Source organism: Anabaena sp. UHCC 0399 (genome assembly GCF_034931465.1).
In the GTDB taxonomy this organism is placed as follows: domain Bacteria; phylum Cyanobacteriota; class Cyanobacteriia; order Cyanobacteriales; family Nostocaceae; genus Trichormus; species Trichormus minutissimus.
Genome location: NZ_JAYGGZ010000010.1, coordinates 122,448 through 137,476, shown reverse-complemented (window position 1 = coordinate 137,476; position 15,029 = coordinate 122,448). Strand labels below are relative to the sequence as shown.

Sequence of the window (15,029 nt, the reverse complement as noted above, 5' to 3'; positions counted from 1 at the left end):
TATTTTGCCCCAGTAGTCTCAATTACCCAACGGATTGACCATAAAAAATTCACCATATATACAACATAGGGGTTATGGGGCATGGAAAATTAACATTACTACTGCGATCAGCTACGCTGGGCGGTTACGCCATCGCTAGCAAAATTTGATTTCCTCAACAGAATATGTTAATCTTGTTAGACATTTTTAACAAATTTTTCAAAGCAACGTAAAGTGTCAAAACATATACAAAACTATCTAAAATCATTCGTGATAGTTAATACGATTAGAAAAGATGGGTAGTTTTAACATTGTTTTATGAGTTCTGTGGTTACAGTATGGTCTTTTGGCGCAGCTTAGTTGCCTGTGGTTTTATTACTTTCTTCACATTTGGGTGTAGTGATGGGATAAACTCATCAACAACTAATACCAAGGAAGTAGTCAAAAAGATTAATGTTTCCCGGCTATTTACAGAAGCAAAGGATAGCCAAAAGGCAGAACAATTATTTGTTGAAGGAAATATTTTATTAGATGCACAACGCTATCAAGATGCTATAGCGATGTATGAGCAAGCGATCGCCATCAAAGCAGAAAATGGAGATATTTGGATTAATCGGGGTAACGCCCTAGCATCGTTGCAAAAGTATAAAGATGCACTCTCATCCTACGACAAAGCGATCGCCCTCCAGCCAGAGAAAGATGAGGCTTGGTATAACCGAGGTAACGTGTTGATGACCTTGCAAAATTATCAAGGTGCAGTAGCAGCATATGACAAAGCGATCGCCCTCGCACCAAAAAAAGCCGCCGCCTGGATTAATCGCGGGATTTCCCTAACAAAGCTGCAACGCTATCAAGAAGCTTTAAAGTCTTATGAGCGAGCGATCGCCATCAAACCAGATAAACCAGAAGTCTATTACAATCAAGCTTGTACCTATGCCTTACAAAGCAATGTAGAATTAGCCACTGCAAATTTGCAAAAAGCCATACAACTTGATGCTGATAAGTACCAACAGTTAGCAAAAATTGACCCAGATTTTGATAAAGTGCGTAGTGATAAGCAATTTCAGGAATTGATGCAGTAGGTAAGAGGAGCAGAGAGCAGGGAGCAGAGGAGACAAGGTAGAATTACTTTTAACTCAGCACTCAGCACTCATCACTTTCCAATGAAAAAACTTTTAATCACGGGAGCAAGTGGTTTTTTGGGATGGCATCTTTGCCAAATAGCTAAACACAATTGGCAAATTTATGGAACTTATTATTACCATAATATAGAAATTTCTGGGATTAACTTAATTAAATTAAACTTAACAGATTTTGCTGAATTGAAGCAGGCATTTAGAAAAATTCAACCGGATGCAGTCATTCATACAGCAGCGCGATCGCAACCAAACTTTTGTCAAATCCATCCCCAAGAATCACACTTAATTAATGTGACAGCATCTAGTAATATTGCGGGACTTTGTGCAGATTATGCTATTCCCTGTGTCTTCACATCAACTGACTTAGTTTTTGATGGGTTAAATGCGCCTTATAAAGAAACAGATGCGGTGTGTCCTGTTAATATTTATGGTGAACAAAAAGTATTAGCAGAAATACAAATGTTAGAACGCTATCCCATGACAGCAGTGTGTCGGATGCCATTAATGTTTGGTAATGCTACCCCCACAGCCAAAAGTTTTATTCAGCCATTTATTGAAATTTTAAAACAGAGAAAAGAACTAAATTTATTCATCGACGAATTTCGCACCCCAACCAGTGCTAAAACTGCGGTACAGGGGTTATTATTAGCCTTAGAAAAAGTTAATGGTATTATTCATTTAGGCGGCAAAGAAAGGATTTCTCGCTATGATTTTGGGCGGCTTTTGGTAGATGTTTTCCAACTTCCGGCAATTGGACTTAAAGGTTGTCGTCAACAAGATGTGCAAATGGCAGCACCAAGACCCGCAGATGTATCTTTAGACAGTTCCAAAGCTTTTATTTTGGGGTATCAACCTAAGTCTATCAAAGAAGAGTTAGAGGAATTAGCTTTGCTGATATCTTGATTTCGGATAAAATTAACTATCACGTAATACCATTGCAAATACTATGATGATACCAGGGGAAATTATTACACCTGCGGGAGAAATTGAACTTAATGCTGGTCGTCAAATTGTGAAATTGTGCGTAGGGAATACAGGCGATCGCCCGATTCAAGTTGGTTCACATTTTCATTTTTATGAGGTGAATAATGCGCTTAATTTTGATCGAAAACAAGCATTGGGAATGAGGTTAGATATTCCAGCCGGAACAGCAGTGCGGTTTGAACCGGGGGATGAGAAGGAGGTGAGTTTAGTTCCTTTAATTGGGAGTCGTCAAGTTTATGGGTTTAACGGGAAGGTGAATGGGAAATTATAACGCATTCGCCTTTAGGCGTTCCCGCAGGGTAGGGGCGCGGAGGTTTACGCAGAGGTGCGCAAAGTTAGAGTTTGTTGGCTACTCGTTTGATGCCTTCTTTGAGGTGGAGGACGTTAAAGTTGAGGAGGAGGCCGAGTTTACATTGGGTAAGTTTCAGGTACGTGAGAAGTTGTACCGCGTGGATGGGTTTGAGAGATTCTACAGATTTGACTTCAATCACTACCTTATTTTCAACTATCAAATCCAAACGATAGACACAATCTAATTGCACCTCTTTATACACAAGGGGTAATGGAATTTGCCTACCAACTCTAAATCCTTGCTGCTGCAACTCATAACACAAACACTCCTCATAAGCCGACTCCAACAACCCCGGACCCAACGCCGTATGCACTCTCATTCCACACCCAATAATCATCCCACTCAAATCATTCTCATCCATACTCCGCGACCCTCTGCGCTTCCCTCCGCGCCTCTTTGCGTTTAAACTCAATTCTAACCCCACTTCCAAAAAATGTAATATGCCTTACAAAATATCTCGCCGCGCCTACGCAGAAACCTACGGCCCCACAGTAGGCGATCGCATCCGCCTAGCTGATACAGAATTATTTATACAAGTAGAACAAGACTTCACTACCTACGGCGACGAAGTGAAATTTGGCGGCGGTAAAGTCATCCGCGATGGGATGGGACAATCCCCTATTTCCAATGCAGATGGTGCAGTAGATTTAGTCATTACCAATGCTTTGATTCTCGATTGGTGGGGAGTAGTCAAAGCAGACATCGGCATTAAAGACGGCAAAATATTTAAAATTGGGAAAGCAGGGAATCCATATATTCAAGACAATATCGATATTATTATCGGCCCAGGTACAGAAGCCTTAGCCGGGGAAGGAATGATTCTCACGGCTGGCGGTATCGATAGCCATATTCATTTTATCTGTCCTCAGCAGATTGAAGTTGCGATCGCCTCCGGTATCACTACCATGATTGGCGGTGGTACAGGCCCCGCTACAGGAACTAACGCCACCACCTGCACCCCCGGCCCCTGGAACATTTACCGAATGCTACAAGCGGCTGATGCTTTCCCCATAAACTTAGGCTTTTTAGGTAAGGGAAACACCAGCCAACCCCAAGGCTTAATCGAACAAGTTTTAGCTGGTGCAATGGGGTTAAAGCTACATGAAGACTGGGGAACAACCCCCGCTACCATTGATACCTGTCTCAGTGTCGCCGATGAATATGATGTGCAAGTGGCAATTCACACCGACACCCTCAACGAAGCCGGATTTGTCGAAGATACCATCGCCGCCTTTAAACATCGCGTCATTCACACTTATCACACTGAAGGCGCAGGCGGTGGACACGCACCAGATATTATCAAAGTCTGCGGTGAACCCAACGTCCTCCCATCTTCCACCAACCCCACCCGTCCCTATACCCTCAACACCTTAGATGAACACCTAGATATGTTGATGGTATGTCATCACCTCGACCCCAGCATCGCCGAAGATGTCGCCTTTGCCGAGTCCCGCATCCGCCGGGAAACCATCGCCGCCGAAGATATTCTCCATGATTTAGGCGCGTTTAGCATGATTGCATCCGATTCTCAAGCAATGGGAAGAGTAGGTGAAGTAATAATTCGCACTTGGCAAACAGCCCACAAAATGAAGGTGCAACGGGGAAGGCTTGCAGGTGATGGAGAAGCAGATAATCTGCGGGCTAAAAGATATGTTGCCAAATATACGATTAATCCAGCCATTACACATGGTATTGCTGAATATGTCGGTTCGGTAGAAGCAGGTAAACTTGCAGATTTATGTTTGTGGAGACCAGCATTCTTTGGTGTGAAGCCAGAGATAGTTATTAAAGGCGGGATGATTGCATGGTCACAGATGGGAGATGCAAACGCCAGTATACCCACACCCCAACCTGTACATATGCGACCGATGTTTGGTAGTTTTGGAGGCGCGAAACACGCCACATCTTTAACCTTTGTTTCCCAAGCGGCTTTAGCTAGAGGAATTCCTAGCCAGTTGGGTTTAAAGAAATCAGCCGTAGCGGTTTCTGGGACACGTCAATTAACTAAACAGGATATGAAGTTAAATGATGCTTTACCTCATATCGAAGTAGATCCAGAAACCTATGAAGTCAAAGCCGATGGCGAATTGCTAACCTGTGAACCCGCCACAGTTTTACCAATGGCGCAAAGATACTTTTTGTTTTAGTCAATGACAGAATCAACAACCGATTACGATAGTCCTTGGAAAGAAGTCATTGAGTTATATTTCCCTAACTTTCTGGACTTCTTTTTCCCCCAAGCTTACGGAGAAATCGACTGGACACAACCTTACGAATTTCTCGACACCGAACTACAACAGCTAGAACCTGATGCAGAAATCGGACGGCGTTTAGTCGATAAAGTTGCCAAAGTTTGGTTACTCAATGGTGAAGAAGCTTGGGTATTAGTTCATGTGGAAGTTCAAGGAAAATATGACCGCCAATTCGCGGAACGGATGTACATCTATAATTACCGCTTATTTGACCGTCACAAAAAGCGCGTCATTAGCTTGGCGGTTTTAGCTGATGAACAACCAAATTGGCGACCTAATAGCTACAGCTATCAACTAGGTGGATGTCGTGTGAGTTTAGAGTTCCCCATAGCGAAATTGTTAGACTTTGAAACAACTTGGGAAACCCTAGAACAAACCACCAACCCCTTTGGGATAATTGTGATGGCGCATCTCAAAACCAAAGCGACCCAACGCAACCCAGAAAGTCGGCTACAGTGGAAATTAAGCATAGTTAGAAGTCTATTTTCCAGGGGATATAGCCGAGAAGATATTCAGGAATTATTTCGGTTTATCGACTGGGTGATGGTTTTGCCAAGGGAATTGGCATTAGATTTTAAAATGGAAGTCAGAAGTTACGAGGAGGTACAGAGAATGCGATACGTAACCAGTATTGAACGACTAGCAAAAGAAGAAGGGATTGTTCAAATGGGTAGAGAGAATTTGATTGCTATTTTAGAAACGAGATTTGGAGAAGTGCCAAACTCTATTGTGGAAGCCATTAATGAAATTAATGATCCATCGTTGCTGAAGACACTGCTGAAAAGCGCGATCGCAATTCCATCAATTACAGAATTTCAGCAAGTATTAGATAATCTTACTGCTGGAGAATGAATTGATCACATTTTCATACTCAAATCTAACCACTTCGATTGGGTAATCGGCGCACTACTGGAAATATAGTCAACACCTGTCTCAGCAACAGCGCGAATAGTTTCTAAAGTCACATTCCCAGAGGCTTCTATTTTTACCCGTCTATCCTGCTGACGAATTAACACCACTGCTTCCCGCATCATATCTAAGGGCATATTATCTAACATAATAATATCGGCTTGATGCTCCAAAGCGTCTTTCACCTGTGCTAAATTTTCCGTTTCTACTTCTATTGTTAAAGGATAGGGAATTTTGGCACGAATCCGGGTGATGGCTTCTGTAATTCCCCCAGCCGCCGCAATATGGTTATCTTTAATCATCACTGCATCGTCTAACCCCATGCGGTGATTAATTGCACCACCCACAGCAGTTGCGTACTTTTCTAACAATCTTAATCCGGGTGTGGTTTTGCGGGTATCTACCAACTGTGCAGGTAAATCTGCAATTTGTTCTACATATTGATTCGTTAAGGTAGCAATTCCACTCAAACGCATCCCTAAGTTCAACGCTACCCGTTCCCCCATCAGCAACGCATCCAATGAACCGTGAATTTCCGCTACTAGTTGTCCTGGTTCACAGAATGCACCTTCATCAGCAGCCACTACAAAACTAACTTTCTCATTCAATAGCTGAAATACCCTAGCTGCTACAGGTAAACCAGCAATTATTCCTGGTGCTTTTGCTATCCATTTAGCCTTACCTGGAGTGACATCTGCGGCTAATAGACTATTTGTAGTGCGATCGCCTCTACCAATATCTTCTAACAACCAGCTTTGTAATAGCTGGTCTAACACAATAAATGGGGGTAGCATAGCAGTTAAATGGTTCATCTAGGCAATAGGGGACAGGTGACAGGTGACAGGTGACAGCGAAGACAGAAGAAGTAGTGTTTCTTTTATATGTTGCTAGTACGTAGCTGCGCTAAGTGGAGGCTTACAAGAAATTATTATTATCTTTACAAAAAAATCTTGTTACCAAAACTGTTACGAGCGTGTCATCACTAGTCAGTTACTCTATCATGATATTTAGTTAAGCTCCTCACACCACACTAAAAACCGTAAAACTATATGACATTATAGTTTTGCGGTTTTTTTATCACAAATCTAGAACCCCACTTTTTCAAAGAAAGTGGGGTTCTGTATAGCTCAATACGGTTCATTTAAGCAAAAAAATGAGATAAAAATCAGAGCATTCGTTTAACTCTATCTGTTTCCTCAATTCCTAAACTGAATTGCTTACGAAAACGATACCCCATCCATAACAAACCGCCAGTAATTAACAACCCAGTCGTATTACCTGGTTCTGGCACTTGTTCAATTTTAATCCGCGCTACTTGGTAGCCTGAAGTTGTAAAGTCTGCGTTAGGAAAGGCGGATAAGATATTTCCACCAGGAATAAAGCCAGGATGTAGACGAACTACGCCATTTTCTGTCACCCCAGTGTTAGGTGTTGTTTGTCCGAGAAGTGCAGTATTACCAGGAATTTCATCGTTGACTTCCGTCCCTGCATCCCAAATATTGTTACCAGAAACTATAAAATCAGCACCGATAAATTTGCCTGCATCGTCAAAAATTTTGAAAGTTAGTGGATTACCATTGGCAATAAAGGCATCATTGCTAGGAACAATCATGGCAGCATAACTAAAGTAGTGACTGCTAGCCAGACTACTATCAACCTCAAATATTCTCGAAGCGATCTCACCTGGAGGAATAACAGGCGGTGATGTAGGACTGATACCTGGCCCGAAGATTGTCCCCTCAATTAGTCCAGTACCACTAGCTAAAAATTGATTGGCTATTGGTGCTGTACTCCCATCCTCGGCTAACCGTTCGAGACTGCTAGAAGCAACCTCACCAGAATTAAAAATATCGAAGTTACCGTCATGAAAGCCTACCCATAATGGCGTGACGACAACGCCCTGTTGTGGTGCTAAATTCTCAACAGTGACTTTTAATGTGCCGGCTGTTGCTGCTGATGTCATAGTTAAAGCTGAGAATACACCAAAGGCCATAGTGACAATGCTTTGATGGTTCAAAAAAGCAGCAAGATGCTGATTATTCATGGTTTCCTTGTAATAATCTTCTGTTAGTGCAGAGTTAATCCAAAAATTGCCAAAATTCTCTTCAATAAAAGGAAAATTTGGTTGCCAAGTTACGGCTTCATTTACTCATGGCAAGATGAGTTCTAGCTGAGAAACTTCTGAGAATTGGCTAGGTAAGCTTGATTTGACCAATATTGTCAATAATACAAGTGCGATCCGCTACCCCCCGCCTTTTCCTGACGGCGATCGCCTTTTACCTTCCTAGTTACGCTAAATTGACAAATAATGAGTGTGCATCTAGCTTCAACTGGGAGGAAAAATCGTGAAAGCAGTTTTAATCACAGCACCAGGTAGTCCAGAGGTTTTGCAATTACAGGAAGTGCCAAAACCTACTGTATTAGGTAGTACAGACTTATTAGTCCGCTTGGTAGCAGCTGGAATTAACCCCATTGACACTAAACTACGACAACGAGGCACTTTTTACCCCGATCAAATGCCAGCAATTTTAGGGTGTGATGGTGCAGGTGTAGTGGAAGCAGTCGGCGACGGCGTAAAACGGTTTCGTCCAGGTGATGCAGTCTATTTCTGTAACGGTGGCTTAGGCGGACATCAAGGTAATTATGCTGAGTACACTATTATAGATGAACGCTTTGCAGCCCATAAACCAGAATCCTTAACCTTTGCCGAAGCAGCCGCCGCACCTCTAGTCTTAATCACCGCTTGGGAAGCTTTATATGAACGGGGAAGATTAGAACCTGGGGAAAAAGTTTTAATTCATGCGGGTGCTGGTGGGGTGGGCCATGTGGCGATTCAACTGGCAAAACTCAAAGGCGCGATTGTCTCCACTACTGTTAGTTCTGAAGAAAAGGCGCGTTTCGTCAAACAACTTGGTGCTGATCATGTGATTTTCTATAAACAAACAGATTTTGCCCAAGCTGTCTTAGATTGGACTAACGGCGAAGGTGTAGACTTAGCTTTTAATACCGTCGGGGGTGAAACTTTTCATCAAACTTTCCCGGCTGTGCGAGTCTATGGCGATATCGTCACTATTCTCGAACCAAAGGCTGATACTGTATGGAGAAGTGCCAGAAATCGCAACCTCCGCGTTAGTTTTGAGTTAATGCTGACACCAATGTTACTTGGCTTAGTAGAAGCACAACAGCATCATGCGGAAATCTTGGCAGAGTGCGCCGACTGGATTGATCAAGGTAAATTAAAAATTCATGTCAGCCACCAGTTTCCTTTAGAAGCAGCTGCTCAAGCTCATCATTTACTGGAAGAGGGTGGAATTGTGGGTAAAATTGTTCTGCTGATCAGCAATGATTGAAGAAGGGAGTGGCAAATGGGAAAGAACCAATGACTAATGATTAATGACTCATACTCAATGTCCCATTCCCTATGGTGGAGACAAGCTACTTTACTAATTATTTTGTGTGCGTTGTTAGTATTATTAATTCCCCTACCCGCGTGGGCAGCATCAACACAACTAGAACGCACACCATTAACTTTAGAATTGTTGCAAGAACGACTACATAATCCTACTCTCCGAGAAGGTAATTTAACTGTAGACTTGCGACAGATGGTAATTGATTTGCGTCCTGAAAATGCTAGTTTTCGTGACGCTTTTTATCAATTGCTGCGAAAAGAACTGCAAAAAATAGGAGCAAAACCTTTAGGCTTAGACTTGAGCTATTCTCTAGTTCAAGGTGATTTTATTGGCAGTGATTTGGGTTTAAGAACGCCTTTATACGCCCAAGCCATTGCTCCCATTTTTACTGCCACTGAGCAAGCACAATTAGAACAGTTACGTTTAGTTTGCTTGCAATCTTTAACGGTGACTTTGATCAACTCTAAAGATTGTCGTTCACTTTTAGATACTCAATCAACAGCGTCTAGCGAAGTGACAGTTTTTCGTGGTGCTTTGACATTTACTCAAACTCGTTTTAATGGAGAAGTGAGATTTCCTAATACATTTTTTCTCCAATCTGTAGATGTTCAAAATGCTGTTTTTCTGCAAATTGCTAACTGGAGTGAAACTAGATTTAGTCGCCTTGTAAGTTTTTATAATTCCAGTTTCCACAAAACGAGTGATTTTCGCAGTAGTATTTTTTTTGATAAAGCTAATTTTAAACAAACCCAGTTTCTCGAAAATGCTGATTTTCAAGGTAGCTTTTTTGATAAAAATGCCAATTTCAATCAAGCTATTTTTAAACAGTTAGCTAGATTTAATAATATTCAATGGCAAGAGAATGCTGATTTTTCTGATGCGAAATTTACAAATCAAGCCCAGTTTACTAAATCAAGTTTTAATCAGTTCCTATTTTTAAAAGAGGCAACTTTTGAGCAAGCTGTCATATTTAGAGAGGTGCTGTTTAATCAACCTGTAGATTTGCAGAATGCTAGTATTCTCAACCAAGCTGATTTTAGTGATGCCCTATTTGCCAAGGAAGCATTTTTAAATGTCCCTGGGATTACGTTTAATTCTAATCAAGCAAAAATATTAGGTAATCCTGGGCAGATTGGGAAAATGTTTAGTGTCCCCACTTTACAAGGAAATCAAAATATTTTGCGAAATTTGGGACAGAATTTCCGTCAACAACAGCAAGTAACTGATGCTAACCAAATAGAGTACACCAAACAACAATTAAGACTGCAAGAATTAAGCCATGAGTTATTAGGGATTAATATTAATAATGCACCTGTGGTAAGTTTGATCAGACTGGGTTTTTCTCACATTCAAGCAGAAGCGATCGCCCAACGCCGAATCATTAAACAATTTCGCAACACCAACGAAATATTAACCTTAGTAGATATCGATTTAGCCACCTACAACCAACTCAGCGATCGCCTGATAGTTTCCGAACCCCTGGCTATTGGTAGTTGGTTGCTAGAAGCTTGGGCTTGGTTAGCATTGAGTGTATTGTTACTCTTAAGCGGCTATGGGACAAACTTCTGGCTAGTCTTTGGTGTGGGGGGAGTGGCGATCGCTTATTTTGGTGTACTATTTTGGCTAGTAGATCGCTATCGTCGTCTGCATCCCTTCCCCATCATTCCCACCTACTACGAAACTGTTGCTATCTTCATTAGTTTTAGTGGGTTAACATTCTTGAGCTTATTAGCCATTTTCCGCAATGCTGCCCAACCTTGGCTCACTCTGGGATGTCTGGGGATAATTATCGTCCCCATACCCTTAATTTTACTGATCCGCCTCTACCAACAGGGACGCTATCACGACTTAATGAATGTTTCGTACTTAAGCGAAGACGGAACATTTCGACAGTTGCGATTATTAATTGGTCGTTTACCCGTGATTCCCAGAAATCAAGTATTTCGGGAACGATATATGCCCCTATTATGCGATCGCCGTTGGAATTGGCTGAACTACTATGACTTTAGCCTCAACAATCTAGTCAAGTTAGGGTTTAATGACATTCGCCTTAGAGATGAACACCTACCGGGAATAATTTCTACCCTAGCTTGGTATCAGTGGAGTTTAGGGGTACTCTATATCACCCTAGTTTTATGGACACTCTCCCGCACTATTCCCGGCTTGAACTTATTGATTTATCTCAAATAATTTCCAGATTCTAGGACTGATGCACTGGCAATAACGGTAAGGGTTTAGGGATGAATTACTGTGCTAATTGCATAAATTCCTCAAGTGCCTCTGATAAATTAACGAAGTTTCAAATCAGGCAAACCCTCAAACTAATTCTCTCAAAAACATGACGAATTAGTATAAATGCTACCGCCAAATGATATTTTTTAAACTCAGGTAGTAAAAATGAAATCCCAACTCATGTTTAAATCTCTGAATCGGGGAACTACTGCTCTCATAATCATTTCTGCTGTAGCAACTGGTGCTATTACCACTTACTCTGTCCTCAGTTTGCAGTCAGCCAGTTCTAGATCAACATCAACTACTGTCAATACAAAGATTAATGATATTGGTGCTATTGCTGCTACGGGGTATTTAGAACCTCAAGATAAAGTAATTACAATATCTGCTCCTGCTTTCCAAGAAGGGGCAAGAGTTACGGAACTGTTGGTGAAACGAGGGGATAAAATTAAGTCTGGCCAAGTCATTGCGATTTTAGATAGTCGCGATCGCCTGCAAGCATCTCTTAGACAAGCACAAGTGCAGGTGAAAGTTGCCCAGGCTCGTCTACAGCAAGTCAAAGCTGGTGCGAAAAGGGGTGAGATAACGGCTCAAGATGCCAGATTTGAAGGCACACAGGCCGAGTTAAAAGGACAAATCGCTACCCAAAGGGCAACTATTGCCAGCTTAAAAGCTAAGTTACAAGGGGAAAAAATTGCCCAAGAAGCAACGATTGAGCGCATTAAAGCTGAGTTGCGAAATTCCCAAACAGATTGTGAACGCTATCAGAATTTATATCAAGATGGGGCGGTAGCAGCTCAACAGCGTGATAGTTTTTGTCTCCAGCAGGATACTACTCAAGAACGCCTGAAGGAAGCACAAGCCAATCTCAGCCGCATTGTGAGTTCCTATCAAGAAGATATTGAAGAAGCAACAGCTAACCTCCGTCGCACAGTAGCCACGAATCAAAAGCAGATTAAAGAAGCAGAAGCAACTCTGGATTCTATTGCAGAAGTTCGTCCTGTGGATGTGCAACTAGCACAAATGGAAGTCGCAGCTACACAAGCTACTGTGCAACGAGCTAGGGCAGATTTAGAGTTAGCTTATGTGAGATCGCCTAGAGATGGTCAAATTCTCCAAATTCATAGCTGGCCTGGTGAATTAATTGGCAATCAGGGAATTGTTGACTTAGGAAACACTGACCAAATGTATATCACAGCAGAAGTCTATGAAACCGACATCGCTAAAGTCAATATAGGTCAAATAGCCACAATTAAGGGTGATAGAGTCATCGGTGAGCTACAAGGAACAGTTGATGAAATCGGGTTGCAAATTGGCAAAAAAGATGCACTCGGTACTGACCCAGTTGCCGATGCAGATGCCAGAGTAGTTGAAGTAAAAATTCGTCTTGATGCAGAAGCTAGTCAGCGAGTTGCCGGATTAACTAATTTGCAGGTAAAAGTGGTAATAAACACATCCAATTCTCCAGAAAGCACTAGCAATTAGCAAGAAAATATGTTTAGCAAACTACCTACAGCCTGGTTACAACTTAGATACCAAAAAACTCGATTAATTGTGGCACTTTCAGGAGTTATATTTGCAGTTATTATTGTATTTATGCAACTGGGTATTCGAGATGCTTTATTTGATAGTGCTGTGCGTTTACATCAAGGGTTACAAGGTGATTGCTTTTTAATCAGTCCCCGATCTACATCTTTAGTGGCGATGGAAAGCTTCCCCCAAAGGCGATTAACTCAAGCTTTAGCATTTGATGAGGTTGAGTTTGTTAATCCTATTTATTTAGGATTTGTGCAGTGGAAAAATACTGCAACTAGAGATTCTTGGCGGAATATTTTTGTAATTGGTTTTGAACTGCAAGAGCAAATATTTGATTTTCCGGGAGTTGCAGAAAATTTAAACATTCTCAAACTACCTGATATGGTTTTATTTGACCGTAGTTCTCGCGCTGAGTTTGGCCCTATTGTTGCAGAATTTGAACAGCAGCGCGATATTACAGCAGAAGTTAGCGATCGCGGCCCCAATCGTAAAATTCAGGTAGGTGGATTATTTGAGCTAGGAGCATCTTTTGGTTCTGATGGTAACTTAGTTACTAGCCATCTGAATTTTCTGAGGATTTTTAGTAATAGGCAACAAGGCTTCATTAATATTGGTCTGATTAAATTAAAACCTGGCAATAATGCTGATGCCTTTGTCAAGAAATTGAAAGATTTTCTACCAAAAGATGTGAAAGTTTTCTCGAAAGCCGAGTTAATTGCTTTTGAAAAAAACTATTGGCAAAGTAGTACAGCAATTGGTTTTATATTTAATTTAGGTGTAGGACTGGGAATTATTGTAGGTATAGTAGTTGTTTATCAAATTCTTTATAGCAATGTTTCTGAACATCTAGCACAATATGCCACCCTGAAAGCAATGGGATATAGGCATAATTATCTGTTGTCTATGGTGCTTCAACAAGCTTTATTTATTGCATTTTTAGGTTATATACCAGGTTTTATCCTCTCTATAATCCAGTATGAATTTGCTAAAAAAGCGACCTTGCTGCCGATTGAAATGAGTTTTTCACGAGCGATATTTGTGATGTTAGCAACCGTCATTATGTGTTTTATTTCTGGTGCTACGGCGGTAGGAAAGCTAAAATCTGCTGATCCAGCTGATATTTTTTAAGGACTATATATTTATGCAACCTGTAATAGATATTAGTAATCTCAACCATTATTATGGCAATAGTTCCTTAAAAAAGCAGGTATTATTTGACATTAATCTAGCAATAGATTCGGGCGAAATTGTCATTATGACTGGCCCCTCTGGCTCAGGCAAAACCACTTTACTATCATTAATTGGTGCTTTGCGTTCAGTCCAAGAGGGAAGTTTAAAAATTTTAGGTCAAGAAATGAATGGCGCGAATGAAGAGAAAATGGTGCAAACTCGTCGCCATATTGGTTATATCTTCCAAGCTCATAATTTATTGCCATTTATGACTGCTAGACAGAATGTGCAAATGTCCATTGAGCTACATGAAAATATTAGCTCAATGGAAGCACGTACCAAATCTGAAGCCATGCTGCAAGCGGTAGGTCTAGGTGAGCGTGTTGATTACTATCCCGATAACCTTTCTGGAGGACAAAAACAACGGGTAGCGATCGCTCGTGCTTTAGTCAGTCACCCCAAGTTAGTTTTAGCAGATGAGCCAACAGCTGCATTAGATAAAAAAACTGGTCGAGATGTTGTAGACCTGATGCAGCATTTAGCAAAAGAACAAGGATGCACTATTTTGTTGGTGACTCACGATAATCGGATTTTAGATATTGCCAATCGCATTATTCATATGGAAGATGGTCAACTAGGCCGCAAAAATGACCAACAGAGTGCAAGCCTAGAAATCAAATAAATTTTCTCATAGACATCTGGTGAAAAAGTAGAGACGTAGCAATGCTATGTCTCCAAAGGTTTATGGATAACGCATATTTCATTTTTGGATATGTCTAGTCTGTCAGTATGGCGCGATCGCATCGCTGAACGTCCCGCAGTTGCGCAGGGTATCACTATCCATCAAAGACGTAGCATAGCTCTACGTTCCTAGAGGGAAACCGCGAAAAAAATTATACCCCCAGTCCACACTATTACAGATAGGGGTTGGGCTTTATATTGTGATGTACTAAGTATTTCAGTTAATACGAAGATTATTCTTCGGTTGGCGTTAGGAAACATAGACCAAGCTATTGTATAAGTCCCTAACAAAACTAAGTAGAACAGGGTAAATAATTAAAGGTCT

The 15,029-nt window shown here is 41.3% G+C and carries 13 protein-coding genes; 10 read left to right on the top strand and 3 right to left on the bottom strand.

From position 1 onward, the window contains the following. The first annotated feature begins 317 nt into the window (after window positions 1–317). The 3 genes from VB693_RS08105 (at window position 318) to VB693_RS08095 (ending at window position 2,373) form a co-directional block, all read left to right on the top strand. Entirely contained in the window at window positions 318–1,061 is a 744-nt protein-coding gene (locus tag VB693_RS08105; RefSeq protein WP_190707195.1) for a tetratricopeptide repeat protein, read from the top strand. Between the two features lie 81 nt (window positions 1,062–1,142). Further along, a complete protein-coding gene (locus VB693_RS08100) occupies window positions 1,143–2,021 on the top strand; it encodes an NAD(P)-dependent oxidoreductase (protein ID WP_323265813.1) in 879 nt (292 codons plus the stop codon). Window positions 2,022–2,067: 46 nt separating this feature from the next. Next, on the top strand, window positions 2,068–2,373 hold the full coding sequence (locus VB693_RS08095; protein WP_323265832.1) for an urease subunit beta: 306 nt from the start codon (window positions 2,068–2,070) through the stop codon (window positions 2,371–2,373). Between the two features lie 64 nt (window positions 2,374–2,437). Here VB693_RS08095 and VB693_RS08090 read toward each other — a convergent pair whose 3' ends face one another. After that, window positions 2,438–2,815, bottom strand: coding sequence for a GxxExxY protein (locus VB693_RS08090; RefSeq protein ID WP_323265812.1), 378 nt, complete (start codon window positions 2,813–2,815; stop codon window positions 2,438–2,440). Window positions 2,816–2,894: 79 nt separating this feature from the next. Between VB693_RS08090 and ureC the strand changes: the two genes are divergently transcribed. Both ureC and VB693_RS08080 read left to right on the top strand, forming a co-directional pair. Beyond that, window positions 2,895–4,601, top strand: a complete 1,707-nt coding sequence (gene ureC, locus VB693_RS08085) for an urease subunit alpha (RefSeq protein WP_323265811.1) — start codon at window positions 2,895–2,897, stop codon at window positions 4,599–4,601. A 3-nt stretch (window positions 4,602–4,604) separates the two neighbouring features. After that, complete coding sequence (locus tag VB693_RS08080) at window positions 4,605–5,558, top strand: transposase (protein ID WP_323265810.1); 954 nt, start codon at window positions 4,605–4,607, stop codon at window positions 5,556–5,558. A 5-nt stretch (window positions 5,559–5,563) separates the two neighbouring features. Here VB693_RS08080 and nadC read toward each other — a convergent pair whose 3' ends face one another. Both nadC and VB693_RS08070 read right to left on the bottom strand, forming a co-directional pair. Next, window positions 5,564–6,427 (bottom strand): carboxylating nicotinate-nucleotide diphosphorylase, encoded by an 864-nt coding sequence (nadC, locus tag VB693_RS08075; protein ID WP_323265809.1) that lies wholly within the window; start codon window positions 6,425–6,427, stop codon window positions 5,564–5,566. A gap of 353 nt (window positions 6,428–6,780) precedes the next feature. Beyond that, a complete protein-coding gene (locus tag VB693_RS08070) occupies window positions 6,781–7,659 on the bottom strand; it encodes a spondin domain-containing protein (protein WP_323265808.1) in 879 nt (292 codons plus the stop codon). 301 nt (window positions 7,660–7,960) lie between these two features. On the opposite strand from VB693_RS08070, the gene VB693_RS08065 reads away from it, so the two are divergent. From VB693_RS08065 to VB693_RS08045, 5 genes are all read left to right on the top strand, one after another. After that, window positions 7,961–8,965: a zinc-dependent alcohol dehydrogenase family protein gene (locus VB693_RS08065; protein WP_323265807.1), complete on the top strand. Its 1,005-nt coding sequence runs from the start codon at window positions 7,961–7,963 to the stop codon at window positions 8,963–8,965. A gap of 57 nt (window positions 8,966–9,022) precedes the next feature. Beyond that, on the top strand, window positions 9,023–11,215 hold the full coding sequence (locus VB693_RS08060; protein WP_323265806.1) for a pentapeptide repeat-containing protein: 2,193 nt from the start codon (window positions 9,023–9,025) through the stop codon (window positions 11,213–11,215). A gap of 207 nt (window positions 11,216–11,422) precedes the next feature. Next, the gene (locus VB693_RS08055) at window positions 11,423–12,742 is read left to right on the top strand and encodes an ABC exporter membrane fusion protein (protein WP_323265805.1); all 1,320 of its coding nucleotides are present in this window, start codon (window positions 11,423–11,425) and stop codon (window positions 12,740–12,742) included. Between the two features lie 9 nt (window positions 12,743–12,751). Next, window positions 12,752–13,921, top strand: a complete 1,170-nt coding sequence (devC, locus tag VB693_RS08050; protein WP_323265804.1) for an ABC transporter permease DevC — start codon at window positions 12,752–12,754, stop codon at window positions 13,919–13,921. Window positions 13,922–13,934: 13 nt separating this feature from the next. Next, window positions 13,935–14,645, top strand: coding sequence for a DevA family ABC transporter ATP-binding protein (locus VB693_RS08045; RefSeq protein WP_323265803.1), 711 nt, complete (start codon window positions 13,935–13,937; stop codon window positions 14,643–14,645). Window positions 14,646–15,029 lie beyond the last annotated feature (384 nt).

Bases quoted from the DNA above. Each gene is read 5' to 3' on its own strand.
- VB693_RS08105 (WP_190707195.1), top strand. From the start codon at position 318: ATGGTCTTTTGGCGCAGCTTAGTTGCCTGTGGTTTTATTACTTTCTTC.
- VB693_RS08100 (WP_323265813.1), top strand. From the start codon at position 1,143: ATGAAAAAACTTTTAATCACGGGAGCAAGTGGTTTTTTGGGATGGCAT.
- VB693_RS08095 (WP_323265832.1), top strand. From the start codon at position 2,068: ATGATACCAGGGGAAATTATTACACCTGCGGGAGAAATTGAACTTAAT.
- VB693_RS08090 (WP_323265812.1), bottom strand. From the start codon at position 2,815: ATGGATGAGAATGATTTGAGTGGGATGATTATTGGGTGTGGAATGAGA.
- ureC (WP_323265811.1), top strand. From the start codon at position 2,895: ATGCCTTACAAAATATCTCGCCGCGCCTACGCAGAAACCTACGGCCCC.
- VB693_RS08080 (WP_323265810.1), top strand. From the start codon at position 4,605: ATGACAGAATCAACAACCGATTACGATAGTCCTTGGAAAGAAGTCATT.
- nadC (WP_323265809.1), bottom strand. From the start codon at position 6,427: ATGAACCATTTAACTGCTATGCTACCCCCATTTATTGTGTTAGACCAG.
- VB693_RS08070 (WP_323265808.1), bottom strand. From the start codon at position 7,659: ATGAATAATCAGCATCTTGCTGCTTTTTTGAACCATCAAAGCATTGTC.
- VB693_RS08060 (WP_323265806.1), top strand. From the start codon at position 9,023: ATGTCCCATTCCCTATGGTGGAGACAAGCTACTTTACTAATTATTTTG.
- VB693_RS08055 (WP_323265805.1), top strand. From the start codon at position 11,423: ATGAAATCCCAACTCATGTTTAAATCTCTGAATCGGGGAACTACTGCT.
- devC (WP_323265804.1), top strand. From the start codon at position 12,752: ATGTTTAGCAAACTACCTACAGCCTGGTTACAACTTAGATACCAAAAA.
- VB693_RS08045 (WP_323265803.1), top strand. From the start codon at position 13,935: ATGCAACCTGTAATAGATATTAGTAATCTCAACCATTATTATGGCAAT.